Below are 12,408 nucleotides of genomic sequence, written 5' to 3'. Positions count from 1 at the left end.
GTGGAGCTGCCCTTCAACCAGTCCTGGCTTGAGGTCCTGTTGTTGGCCTCCGTCCGGATGACGGCGTTCCTGGTGGTGGCGCCGCCCTTCTCGCACCAAGCAATTCCGCTGCGGATCAAAGGGATGCTCGGCATCGGTTTGGGGCTGGCCGTTTCCCAACGTCTCTCCGATGGCTACACCTCCAAGGACACCGCCGGCTTCATCACGGCCGTGGTCCTTGAGCTCGTGACCGGGCTGGTCCTTGGCTTCCTCGTCCTGCTCGTCTTCGCGGCCATCCAATCGGCCGGCAGCCTGATAGACCTCTTCAGCGGTTTCCAGATGGCCCAGGGCTTCGATCCCCAGATGATGATCAACGGCGCCCAATTCACCCGGTTGATGCAGATGGCCGCCCTGGCACTGCTTTTCGCCTCGGACGGCTACCAGTTGGTGATCGGCGGCCTGACCGGGAGTTTCACGGCGTTGCCGCTGGCCGGGGGACTGGATTTGGCACAGCCTGTACACGCGATGATTTCCGCGGTCACGGGGATGTTCCTTTCCGCAGTGCAAATCGCCGGGCCGCTCCTGGTGGTGCTGGTACTAGCCGATATCGGGCTGGGGCTCCTCACCCGGGTGGCGCCCGCACTGAATGCCTTCGCCCTGGGCTTCCCGCTCAAGGTCTTGATCACCTTGGGGCTCGCAGGGTTCCTGTTCCTGGCATTGCCGCGCCTCGTTGCCATGCTCGCCGAGCAGGCGGCGAACACACTGATGGGGGTGGGCTGATGTCGGATTCGCAGGAAAAAACCGAGCAAGCCACTGACAAGCGGATGCGGGAAGTCCGGTCCAAAGGGCAGCTTTCCCGCTCGCAGGACCTCACAGCCTGGCTCGCCGTCGGATCCTCGGCAGCCATGATCCCGTCCACTATCGAGCGTGCCTCCAACGCCGCGGCGGACCAACTGTTCACTGTCCGCGGAGTCATCGAGAACCCCGATCCTGCCAAGGCCGTCGCGGCGCTCGAAGCCGGGTTCGGTTCCCTCGCCCAGGTGCTGGGGCCCTTGTTCGTGGTGGTCATGGTGGTGGTGCTGGCCGGATCCGCGCTGCAGGGCGGCATCCACTTCAAACGGTTCCGCGCTGAGTTCGAACACTTCAACCTTGTCAGCGGCCTCAAGCGGATCTTCGGCGCCCAGGCGCTGTGGGGCGGCCTGAAAGCGCTCCTGAAGACCGCCGTCGTCGGGCTTGTCCTCTACGCCGTTGTGCAGGGGCTCATCCCTGTGCTGCTCACCGCCGGGGGACTGCCGGTATCCGGCATCCTTTCGGCAGCGGCCGGAGGCATAGCTTCGTTGATCCAGTTCGCCGTGCTGGCGGGCCTGGTCCTTGCCGCCGCGGACATCTTCGTGGTCATGCGCCGCAACCGCAAGAAGACGCGCATGTCCAAGAAGGAAATCAAGGACGAAAACAAGAACAGCGACGGCGATCCCCTCATCAAGTCCCAGCGGCGCTCGCGCCAGTTGAGCATGAGCCGGAACCGCATGATCGGCGCGATCGCGGACGCCGACGTCGTGATCGTCAACCCGACGCACGTCGCTGTGGCGCTGAAGTACGACGCCGGCAAAGCGGCACCACGCGTCGTGGCCAAGGGAGCGGGGGTGATCGCTGCCCGTATCAGGGAAGAGGCGGAGGCGAAATCGGTCCCGATGGTCCAGGACATCCCGCTCGCGAGGGCACTGCACTCGGCCTGCGAACTTGGCCAGGAAATCCCTGTGGAGCTCTACCGGGCCGTGGCTGGAGTCCTGGCGTTCGTCATGTCGCTCAAGTCAAGGGGAGCGGCACGCGGAATGCACCGCTTGCCGGGCGTGGCGGGGACCATGGCCGGAGCGCCCGCATGAGCCACCGCAGCCCCCGAACCGCACCCAGCAACCACCCCACTCCGGACAGGACCCAGCAATGAACAGATTCGCCAGGCTCACCGTGCCGGTGGGAATCGTTGGCATCGTACTGCTGCTGGTGGTTCCCGTGCCGGCGCCGCTGCTCGACTTCCTGATCGTCTGCAACATCCTGCTCGCCCTGCTGATCCTGCTCACCAGCATGTTCGTCAAGAAGCCCCTCGACTTCTCCGTCTTCCCGTCCTTGTTGCTCGTGGCTACGCTGTTCCGGCTGGGGCTCAACGTCGCGTCCACCCGGCTGGTGCTGGGACAAGGATTCGCCGGACAAGTGATCGACGCTTTCGGCAAGGTCACGGTGGGCGGCTCCATGATCATCGGCGCCGTGGTGTTCCTGATCCTCGTGGTCATCCAGTTCGTCGTGGTGACCAAGGGCGCCGAACGCGTGGCCGAGGTGGGGGCAAGGTTCACGCTGGACGCCATGCCCGGCAAACAGATGGCCATCGACGCCGACCTCAACGCCGGCCTCATCACGGACGCCCAGGCCCGCAAGCGCCGCGCAGAGGTGTCCGCCGAGGCCGACTTCTACGGCGCCATGGACGGTGCCTCGAAGTTCGTCAAGGGCGATGCAATCGCGGGCATCATCATTATCATCATCAACTTCGTTGGCGGCATTGCCATCGGCGTGCTGCAGCGCGGCATGAACGTGGGCGATGCGCTGAACTCCTACGGCCTGCTGACCATGGGCGACGGGCTCGTCACCCAGATCCCGGCCCTCCTCATGGCCGTCTCGACGGGCATGATCGTCACCCGGTCCAACGCCGAAGAAGACATGGGCCGCACGGCCTCCTCGCAACTCATGCAGTCGCCCAACGCCTTGCTGATCGCGGGACTGGCCGCAGTGGCTATGGCGCTCATCCCCGGCATGCCCATCGTGCCCTTCCTGCTGGTGGGTGCTGCCCTGCTGTTCGGCTCGAGGCGCCTCGCGGCGCAGCAGAAGAAACAGAGTGAGGCTGACGACGCCCAGGAAGCAGCCGCACTGAGCTCCGATGAAGACCCGAACGAGAGGCTCATGCAGGACATGCGCGTCCACCCCCTCGAGATCTTGTTGGCTCCGGACCTTGTCGACATGGTCTCCGGCGCCTCGGACGACCTCCTGGCCCGTGTCCGCTCTTTGCGCCACAAGATCGCCATGGAGTTGGGGATCGTGATTCCGCCCGTCCGCACGCGTGACAACGTCGAGCTGCCGCCGGCCACCTATGCCATCCGCATTGCGGGGGTGGAAGCCGGACGCGGCACGGCGCCGTCGGGCAAGTTGCTCGCCCTCGGCGATTACCTTGACGCACTGCCGGGCGCCTCCACGGTGGAGCCGGTCTTCGGGCTGGCCGGAAAATGGATTCCCAGCGAGATGCGCCACAGCGCCGAAATGACGGGGGCAACTGTGATCGACCGGGTTTCCGTCCTGGTGACCCACTTGTCGTCGATCGTGTCCGCCAACGCCGCAAGGCTCCTCACCCGCGAGGACGTCAGGGTGCTGACGGAGGGCGTGCGCAAGCAGAGCCCCGCCGCCGTCGAGGAACTCATTCCCGGGCTCATGTCCTTGGCCGAAGTGCAGCGGGTGCTGCGGGGACTCCTCGAAGAACAGGTCCCCATCAACGATCTTCCCCGCATTTTCGAGGCACTCGCCCTGCGTGCCAAGGTTTCCACCGAGCCCGAGGCTTTGGTGGAAACCGCCCGCCAATCGCTGGGGCCCGCGCTCGCAGCCAAGTTCCTGGACGGCACGGTGCTCAATGTGATCATGATCGATCCACTCCTGGAACAGTCCATGCTCGAAGACATGCGCCCGGCCGAAGGGGGTACCCAGATCGTCATGAGCCAAGCGCGCCTGGACGCCGTCCTGGCCTCTGTGCAGTCTTCGGTGGAGGCCGCCGCAAACGCCGGACGGCAAGCCGTTCTGGTGTGCGCCCCGGCGTTGCGGCCCGCGGTCCGGCGGCTCGTGGCGGCTCCCGACGGCGGTGTTCCCGTGTTGTCCTACCGCGAAGTGACGTCCGCAAACATCCAGATCGAAACCGTGGGGGTGGTCCGCCATGCCGAAGCAATACAAGCTTAAGGGCACCTCCCTGGACGACATCCGGGCGAAAGCCGAGCAACAGCACGGTCCCGGGGCGCGGATCGTCTCTGCCGAGAAAGTCACCAATCCGGGGATCGCCGGCCTCTTCGCAGCCAATCGCTACGAGGCAACCGTGGAGGTTCCGGCAGAGGGTTCCACCCAACTAGCTAGCAATAGTTGTCGTTTTGAGGGCTCAGAACGACAACAACTGCGAGTCAGTTGGGACGCCCAGGTTGCTGGGGAGGCACGGCTTGCCGGGGAGGCTCACGCGTTGCAGGGGCCCGCGATCGCCGCGCTCCTGGAGCAAGCCGACGCGGCCGAGATGGACCTGCACCGGCCCGAGGCAGCTGTTTCAACCGCCTCCCCGGATTTCGCGGGGATGTTGGAGCAGCTGGGGAAGGAGTTCCAGGCGCCGGTCTCCGGACCAGCGACGCAAGGGATGCTGACCGCGTTGCCGGCCCCCGCCGTCGGGCACGCCGTTTCTGTGCAGGTACCGGTTCCACTTGCCGGCAGCGGCAACCTGATCGTCCTGCTTGGCCTCGGCGACGACGCCCTGGGACCGGCGTTGGAAATGTCCATCGCCGAGGGCGGCTCCGACGTCCGGACGGCCGGAGCGCTAACTGCCTTCGGGCACCTCCACGTGGTGGGGCGCCAGGGCGCGACGGCGGCACGCGCCCAAGCTGTGCTCACCGGCCAAACCGTGCTGGTCGCTTACGGACTCGGCAGGCAAGGCGAAGCCGCGACGCATGCGGCGGCCGTCGCAGCGCTCGCCGCAGACCAGTTGTGGCTGGTTGCCGACGCAGGGCGGAAAGCGGAAGACACGGCGGCCTGGGTCCGGGCGCTCTCCGCCGCGCTGGCCGCCGAGCGAGTCACGCTTGACGCCCTTGCTGTTTTCGGCGCATCGGAGACCGCAAGTCCCGAGACGGTCAACGGACTCGGCCTCCCCATCGGGTGGGTGGACGGCAAGCCCGCCCGCGTTGCCGTGCTCGGAAAGGTACATTGAGAGCATGCTGGTACTGACACGCAAGCCGGGCGAACAGATCATGATTGGTGAGGACATTGTCATCACCGTCATGGAAGGCCGCGGCGACGGCGTGCGGATCGGGATCGAGGCCCCTCGAGGGGTGTCCATCCAGCGTCGCGAAGTTGTTGAGGCGATCGCCGCTGCCAACCTCGCTGCTGCCCAGGCCGGCCCCGAAGCCGAGGAACTCGTTGCCGGGCTGCGTCCGCCGGTTCGCAAGCCGAGCAAGGACTAGGCGCCGTCCCTACTCCAAGCCCAGGAACTCCTTGAGGAGCGGCAGCGAGCAATCCCTCGTCACGGCCAAGGCCCGTTCGATATTTGCATTTTCCGCAAGCAGCATCACGTCATCCACGGTGCCAGCACACGCGACCGCTCCCGGCGCCGCCGGGGCTGCGTCGCCGGGCTGAACGGAGCCAAGCGGAGGGGTCCCGGCCCCTTGCAGCCCCATCTGGAGAGCCTCGACGTTCGCGGCCGCGGTTGTTTCGACTTGATTGAGCACCGAGACCAGCTCACGGTGGTGATCATGAAGCAGTTCCGGCCAGATTCCGGGCGGGGCCACTGAAGCGATCATCGGCAGCGTGGCATTGGCCGACAAGCGCCATTCGATGGCCAGGGCCGACGACTCGATGTTCCGGGCAAGGGTGTCGAACCGAAGGTTTTCCAGGACCTTTTCCACGTCAGCGGCAGTGAATTTCAACCAATGCCAGTTGCCTGCCCGAACGTGCAGCAACTGTGTTTCGAGCCGGTACAACAGCAGTTCCAGCTGTCTCCGCTCGCGCCACAGCATCGCCGATAGCTCATCCGCCCCCACGGTTCCCCACTCCCCGGTTTGGCCTGCGAACATGAATCCGAGGCCTCTTTTGTATCTTTTTCATGAGCGTACACGCATTGTTATTTTTCAGATGGTATGTTCACTGAATACATGTCTGTTCCGTGTAATCTTCGGCACGTTGCATCGTCTCAGCAGCTCGCCCATGAAGCCTTGGAATCAGGCTTGGCAACTCAATAAACAGGTCTCATGGGGGGACTAATTTTGAATCGCGAAGAACGCAACGAGTTGGTGCTGCAGCACTTGCCGCTCGTTGGCTATTTGGTGTCGGAGCTCTGCGCGAGAGCTTCTCATTTGTCGCGCGACGATTTCGCGTCGGTAGGGTCCGTGGCGTTGATAACGTCTGCCGATTCCTTCGATCCGAACCTCGGAGTCCCCTTCGGCGCCTTTGCGCGCCGCCGGATCGTCGGAGCCTTTGCGGACGAGATGCGGGCCAGCGACTGGGCCACGCGCTCTGCGCGCAAGCGCATCAAGGAAACCATGTCGGTCCAGGAGACGCTGTCCGGCGTCCTTGGCCGCACGCCTTCGGTGGCCGAAACCGCATCAGCCCTGGGTGTCGAACGTAGCGTGGTGGAAGCCGCCCTTGCCGATGCCGCAAGGACCCTGTCGCCGCTGGATGACGTCGCAGTGGACACTGTTGCCGCGGACACCATCTCCCCGGAGCACTCGGTCCTGGCCGATGAGCGCCTCAAGTACCTTCGCGCCGCCGTCGACGCCCTGCCGGAAAAGATGCGGTACGTCGTCGAGGAGATCTACTTCGGTGGGCGGACAGTCAAGGAACTCGCTGAGGAACTCGGTTCCACGCACGCCGCGGTCTCCCAACAGCGTGCCGAGGGCATCCGGCTCATGCGCGATGGACTTTCCGCACATTACGCGGACGATCCGGAACAATCCTTTGAGCCCCAATCGCGCATTACGGCCCGACGTCGGCACGACTACCTGTCGACCCTCGCCACCGCCACTTTGGGCGGAATTACCCGTAGTTTCAGCTCGGCAGATGCTGCCTTGAACCGAGCGGTCTAGACTCCGCCTACTTTGCGGTCGGCACGCGGCGGAGCACGACGGCGGCAAGGACTGCCGCTCCCGCCATCAGTACCAGCCCGATCGCCGCCGTGATGTGGACGCCGGATTCAAACGCCGCACGCGCGGCGGATGTCAGGGCATCGCCCATAGGCTGGGGCAGCGTTGCCGCGGTGTCCACGGCTCCGGCGAGCGTCTCCCGCGAGCGTTCGGCCGCGTGGCCGGACAATTCGCCTGGAAGCAGCAAGTGGTGTTGGTAGGACGCCGTCAGGATGGAGCCAAGGACGGCTGTGCCCAGCAATGAACCGAGCTCGTAGCCCGTTTCGGAGATCGCCGATGCAGCGCCCGCCTTGTCGGCAGGAACCGCGCCGAGGATCAGGTCGTTGGAGATGGTCTCCGCCGAGCCAACCCCGATGGCCAGCAGTAGGAGTGCCGTCAAAAGGTACCCCGGACCCTGGCTGTGGTTGCCCAGGGCGGCCACGAGGTATCCAACTGCGCTCAGCGCCAAGCCCGATGCCACCACCAGGCCCGGGCGGATCCGCTTGACCAGCGGAACCACCACCAGGCCCGCCACGATGGTGGCCAGCAGCGCCGGAACCATCGAGATCCCCGCCTGCATGGGGGATTGGCCTTCCACGAGCTGCAAATGCTGCGCGAAGAAGTAAATGAAGCCGGTCATTGAGAACAGGGACAAGACGTTGGCCGTGATGGCCGTGCTGAAGACCTTGTTCCGGAAAAGCCGTACGTCCAACATGGGCGATGCCAAAGAGCCCTGCCTCCGGACGAAGACGATTCCCATGGCCAGGCCGAACGCCATGAAGGCCGCGGGTCCAGGGCCAAAACCGTGTACGGCGGCCTCTTTGATGCCATAAACCACGGGGGCCATGGTCAGGATGGACAGCACAACGCTGGGAACGTCCGGCTTGCCCGGGTTGCGATCCTTGGACTCGGGAATGAGGGAGGGGCCAAAGGCGAGCAGGGGCAGCAACAATGGCACCGCAACCAGGAACACGGCACCCCACCAGAAGTGCTCCACGAGCCAACCGCCGAAGATCGGCCCGAGGGCTGCGCCGCCGGAGAATCCTGCGGCCCACACTGCCACGGCGAGCCGGCGGCGGTTCGGGTCCGGGAAGATGTTGCGGATCAAGGACAGCGTGGACGGCATGAGCATGGCTCCGAAGATGCCCATACTGGCGCGTCCGGCGATGAGCCATTTAGCCGACGGCGCGAAGGCGGTGGCCGCGGAAACGGCGGCGAAGCCCGTGCTGCCGATCAACAGCAAGCGGCGACGGCCGATCCGGTCTCCCAGGTTTCCCATGGACACCAATAGGGCTGCAAGCACCAGCGGGTAGGCGTCGACGACCCACAGCAGCTGCACGCCCCCTACTTCCAAGGACCGGGCGATTTGCGGCAGGGCGAATGTCAGCGCCGTATTGTCCACAGCCACCAGCAGCACGGGGAACATCAGGAGTGCCAGGGCAGCCCAATCGCGCCACGGGGCGGATTGGATCGAAGGGGTGCGGGGGTGCTGGGTTGTGGACGGCGTGAACATGGAGATAACTGTACCGTCTGGACGGTATAGTTTCAATCTGACTCATCGAACTGCCGCATCGAACTAAGGGATGATGGACACCATGCCGCGAAAACCTATTGCCCGGGACGCTGTCCTGGATGCCTTTGAAGCCCTCCTGATCGAGGTGGGGGAGCGGGCTGCGACCCTGGACGCCGTCGCCAAGCGCGCAGGCGTCTCCAAGGGCGGCCTGCTCTACCATTTCCCCAACAAGGAAGCCATGATCAGCTCCTTGCTCGAACGCATGGACGGGCTGGCTGCTCTGGATATCGAGGCAATGAAGGCAGCCCCCGAAGGTGCGGCCGCGTTCTTCATCAAGTCTTCCCTGTGGGCGGATACTCCGTTGGACCGGGTGTTCGTGGCCGCCACGCGGCTCGCGGAAGTAGCCCATGAAGAAACCCGCAGGCGTTTCGCCGGGATCCAGCAACAATGGCTCGATGTGCTCGCCGAGGAAGTGGGGCCCGAGATGGCCAAAGCGGTCCGGTACATGGGCGATGGACTTTACTTCAACGCAATGCTTGAAGGCGGCGCCGGTGATACGGAAGTCAAGGCCAGCGCGAGGAGCGCCGACGTCGGTGCGCTGCTGGCCGCCGTCGAACGCCTCCGTGACTGAGGGTGCGGCCCAACTGTCCCCACCGCCACCCTCGCCTCGCAAGCTCGGCCAGGGAACCCTGGCGGCGTGGGCCCCCGCAGTTGTTGTCGTTTAGAGGCTCCAAAACGACATCTAGTGCGAGTTAGTTGGGGAAGTCGGGCGGGGGCGGTGACCACATTTGCGGACGCGGGCAGTCCGTAGGACAATTGGGAGTTGTGGCAGCCGTCACCGGCAACCACGATCTCATTCACATAACTGAATACGCCTTTGATCTGCGGCGGGAGAGTCCTGCAGGCATGTGATGCAGGCGCCGTAGGAGCAAATCCTCCCCAGGAATCTCTCAGGCCCACGCACCGCCGCGGCAAGGCAACTCTGGAAAGCAGCGCGCTGACGCGCGCTCACCGACGGTGCAAGCGGAACAGTGCCACAAGCACGGTTTCGCGGAAACTCTCAGGTCCAATACAGAGCGGGGAGGAACCCGATTAGCTGTGGCGCACCCTGCGCCGCCTTATTTATGGAGTTCCTTCGTGACGGTTAGTTCAACCTCCACTACGTTCGTTGACCGGCATATCGGCACCCGCCGCCAAGCCGACATTGACATCATGCTCAAGTCTGTTGGCTACGACAGTGTCGATTCGCTCGTAGACACCGCGGTTCCCAATGACATCCGCCAGGACGTCGCGCTGACGCTCCAGAACGCCCTCAGCGAGGTGGAAGTCCTGGCTGAACTTCGCAAGCTGGCGGCCAAGAACAAGACGGCCGTGCAGATGATCGGCCAGGGCTACTACGACACCGTCACTCCGCCGGTGATCCGCCGCAACATCCTCGAATCCCCGGCCTGGTACACGGCCTACACGCCGTACCAGCCGGAAATTTCCCAGGGCCGCCTCGAAGCCCTGCTGAACTTCCAGACCATGGTCCAGGACCTCGTGGGCCTGCCTATCGCCAACGCCTCACTGCTGGATGAAGCCACCGCGGTTGCCGAAGCAGTCCTCATGATGCGCCGCGCCAACAAGAACAAGACGGCCCATGACGGCAAGACCGTCCTCGACGCCGACTGTCTCCCGCAGACCATCGCCATCGTGAAGGGCCGCGCCGAGGCGCTCGGCTTTGAGGTGGAGATCGCGGACCTGTCCCAGGGCCTGCCCGACGGCGACATCAACGGCATCGTGCTGCAGCAGCCGGGCGTTTCCGGCCGGGTGTTCGACCACTCCGCCGTGATTGCCGCCGCCAAGGAACGCGGCGCCCTCGTCACCGTCGCCGCGGACCTCCTCGCCCTCACCCTGATCACGCCTCCGGGTGAGCAGGGTGCCGACATCGCCGTCGGCTCCACCCAGCGCTTTGGCGTTCCGCTGTTCTTTGGCGGCCCGCACGCCGCGTACATGGCTGTCCAGAAGGGCCTCGAGCGCTCGATGCCGGGCCGCTTGGTGGGCGTTTCCAAGGACGACGCCGGCACTCCCGCCTACCGCCTCGCCCTGCAGACCCGCGAGCAGCACATCCGCCGCGAGAAGGCGACGTCCAACATCTGCACCGCGCAGGCCCTGTTGGCCATCGTGTCCTCGATGTACGCCGTGTACCACGGCCCCGATGGCCTGAAGGCGATCGCCGAGACGGCCCACAACCACGCCCGCACCCTGGCAGCGTCCTTGAAGGCCGCGGGCCTTGAGGTCCTGCACCGCAGCTTCTTCGACACCGTCACCGTCCGCGTCCCGGGCAAGGCTGCGGGGATCGTTTCTGCCGCCGAGGCCAAGGGCATCAACCTGCGCGGCATCGACGCGGACACTGTCGGCGTCTCCGTCGATGAGACCACAACAAAGGAAATCGTCGGCGGCGTCCTTGATGCTTTTGGTGTCGTCGCCGCCTTCGGCGCGACGGTGTCCGGTGACGGCGAGGGCTTCGCGCTGGAGGCCGCTGTCGAGCGAACTTCGGACTACCTGCAGCACCCGGTGTTCAACACGCACCGTTCTGAAACCCAGCTGCTGCGCTATATCCGCAAGCTGTCGGACCGCGACCTGGCGCTGGACCGCACCATGATCCCGCTGGGTTCGTGCACCATGAAGCTGAACGCCACCGCCGAGATGGAAGCCATCTCCTGGCCGGAATTCGCCTCGATCCACCCCTTCGCCCCGGATTCCCAGACCGAGGGCTGGCGCGAACTGATCGAGGATCTGGAAGCTGACCTGACGGAGATCACCGGTTACGACCAGGTCTCCATCCAGCCCAATGCCGGTTCCCAGGGCGAACTCGCGGGCCTGCTGGCCATCCGCGGCTACCACCACTCCCGCGGCGAGGCCCAGCGCAACGTCTGCCTCATCCCGGCGTCCGCCCACGGCACCAACGCCGCCTCGGCAGTGCTGGCCGGCATGAAAGTGGTCGTGGTGGCCACCGCGGCCGACGGCACGATCGACCACGCGGACCTGCAGGCCAAGATCGACGCCACCGGCCGTGCTTTGTCTTGCATCATGATCACTTATCCGTCCACGCACGGCGTGTACGACGCCGACGTCCGCGAAATCTGCGACTCGGTGCACGCGGCCGGCGGCCAGGTGTACGTGGACGGCGCCAACCTCAACGCGCTCGTGGGCCTGGCCCAGCCGGGCAAGTTCGGCGGCGACGTGTCCCACCTGAACCTGCACAAGACCTTCTGCATCCCGCACGGCGGCGGCGGACCCGGCGTTGGCCCGGTCGCGGCCAAGGCGCACCTTGCACCCTTCATGCCCGGCGACGCCAACAAGGCAGCACACGAAGACGGCGCTTCTTTGCCAGGGACTGGCGTGGCCATCTCCGCCTCGCGTTACGGCTCCGCCGGCGTCCTGCCGATTTCCTGGGCCTACGTGAAGCTCATGGGCGGCGAAGGCCTGACCGAGGCCACCAAGTCCGCGCTGCTTGCCGCGAACTACATCGCCTCGCGCCTCAACGAGTACTTCCCCGTTCTCTACACCGGTGAAGGCGGGCTCGTGGCCCACGAGTGCATCCTGGACCTGCGCGAACTGACGGCTCGCACCGGCGTTACTGCTGAGGACGTGGCCAAGCGCCTCATCGACTACGGTTTCCACGCTCCCACCCTGGCGTTCCCGGTGGCGGGCACCCTCATGGTGGAGCCCACCGAATCCGAGGACCTCGGGGAGATCGACCGATTCATCGAAGCCATGATCACCATCCGCAAGGAAATCGACCAGGTCGCGAACGGCGACTTCACGGTGGAGAACAGCCCGCTGCGCCACGCACCGCACACCGCGGCCGCCGTCGTCTCCTCGGACTGGAACCGTGAGTACTCCCGCGAGCAGGCCGTCTTCCCTGTCCACCTCAAGCAGGACAAGTACTTCCCGCCCGTCGGCCGCATCGACGGCGCCGCAGGCGACCGCAACCTGGTCTGCTCCTGCCCTCCGATCGAAGCCTTCGAGAACTAA

10 protein-coding genes and 2 riboswitches are annotated in these 12,408 nt (G+C 65.2%); of the genes, 8 read left to right on the top strand and 2 right to left on the bottom strand.

The genetic code is table 11. The features are described 5' to 3' along the window. From ACSVHC_RS06525 to ACSVHC_RS06505, 5 genes are read left to right on the top strand one after another with little or no spacing between them, the layout of a single operon-like run. Entirely contained in the window at positions 1 to 759 is a 759-nt protein-coding gene (locus ACSVHC_RS06525) for a flagellar biosynthetic protein FliR (protein WP_437772551.1), read from the top strand. Beyond that, positions 759 to 1,862: an EscU/YscU/HrcU family type III secretion system export apparatus switch protein gene (locus ACSVHC_RS06520; protein WP_439180673.1), complete on the top strand. Its 1,104-nt coding sequence runs from the start codon at positions 759 to 761 to the stop codon at positions 1,860 to 1,862. The genes ACSVHC_RS06525 and ACSVHC_RS06520 overlap by 1 nt, the downstream gene beginning before the upstream one ends. A 58-nt stretch (positions 1,863 to 1,920) precedes the next feature. Then, positions 1,921 to 3,966 carry a flagellar biosynthesis protein FlhA gene (locus ACSVHC_RS06515; protein WP_437772553.1) on the top strand — a complete coding sequence of 682 codons (2,046 nt, stop codon included), beginning with the start codon at positions 1,921 to 1,923 and terminating at the stop codon, positions 3,964 to 3,966. Further along, complete coding sequence (locus tag ACSVHC_RS06510; protein ID WP_437772554.1) at positions 3,944 to 4,969, top strand: hypothetical protein; 1,026 nt, start codon at positions 3,944 to 3,946, stop codon at positions 4,967 to 4,969. Before ACSVHC_RS06515 ends, ACSVHC_RS06510 begins: the two co-directional genes overlap by 23 nt. 4 nt (positions 4,970 to 4,973) lie before the next feature. Next, the gene (locus ACSVHC_RS06505; RefSeq protein WP_437772555.1) at positions 4,974 to 5,222 is read left to right on the top strand and encodes a carbon storage regulator; all 249 of its coding nucleotides are present in this window, start codon (positions 4,974 to 4,976) and stop codon (positions 5,220 to 5,222) included. A gap of 9 nt (positions 5,223 to 5,231) precedes the next feature. Here ACSVHC_RS06505 and ACSVHC_RS06500 read toward each other — a convergent pair whose 3' ends face one another. Next, complete coding sequence (locus ACSVHC_RS06500; RefSeq protein ID WP_437772556.1) at positions 5,232 to 5,831, bottom strand: hypothetical protein; 600 nt, start codon at positions 5,829 to 5,831, stop codon at positions 5,232 to 5,234. A gap of 174 nt (positions 5,832 to 6,005) precedes the next feature. Between ACSVHC_RS06500 and ACSVHC_RS06495 the strand changes: the two genes are divergently transcribed. After that, the gene (locus tag ACSVHC_RS06495) at positions 6,006 to 6,839 is read left to right on the top strand and encodes a sigma-70 family RNA polymerase sigma factor (protein ID WP_439180672.1); all 834 of its coding nucleotides are present in this window, start codon (positions 6,006 to 6,008) and stop codon (positions 6,837 to 6,839) included. 7 nt (positions 6,840 to 6,846) lie between these two features. On the opposite strand, the gene ACSVHC_RS06490 is transcribed toward ACSVHC_RS06495, so the two are convergent. Next, positions 6,847 to 8,388, bottom strand: a complete 1,542-nt coding sequence (locus ACSVHC_RS06490) for an MFS transporter (protein ID WP_439180671.1) — start codon at positions 8,386 to 8,388, stop codon at positions 6,847 to 6,849. An 82-nt stretch (positions 8,389 to 8,470) separates the two neighbouring features. Between ACSVHC_RS06490 and ACSVHC_RS06485 the strand changes: the two genes are divergently transcribed. Together ACSVHC_RS06485 and gcvP are read left to right on the top strand one after the other, a co-directional pair. Next, the gene (locus ACSVHC_RS06485; protein WP_404497112.1) at positions 8,471 to 9,019 is read left to right on the top strand and encodes a TetR/AcrR family transcriptional regulator; all 549 of its coding nucleotides are present in this window, start codon (positions 8,471 to 8,473) and stop codon (positions 9,017 to 9,019) included. Positions 9,020 to 9,266: 247 nt separating this feature from the next. Next, a riboswitch (glycine riboswitch) is annotated at positions 9,267 to 9,364 on the top strand. Between the two features lies 1 nt (position 9,365). Next, positions 9,366 to 9,473, top strand: a riboswitch (glycine riboswitch). Positions 9,474 to 9,525: 52 nt separating this feature from the next. Beyond that, a complete protein-coding gene (gcvP, locus tag ACSVHC_RS06480) occupies positions 9,526 to 12,408 on the top strand; it encodes an aminomethyl-transferring glycine dehydrogenase (RefSeq protein ID WP_439180670.1) in 2,883 nt (960 codons plus the stop codon).

It is taken from the genome of Arthrobacter sp. KNU-44 (genome assembly GCF_051843155.1).
Classification (GTDB): domain Bacteria; phylum Actinomycetota; class Actinomycetes; order Actinomycetales; family Micrococcaceae; genus Arthrobacter.
The sequence above is the reverse complement of the archived record's forward strand: the minus strand, read 5'-3'. Positions and strand labels throughout refer to the sequence as shown.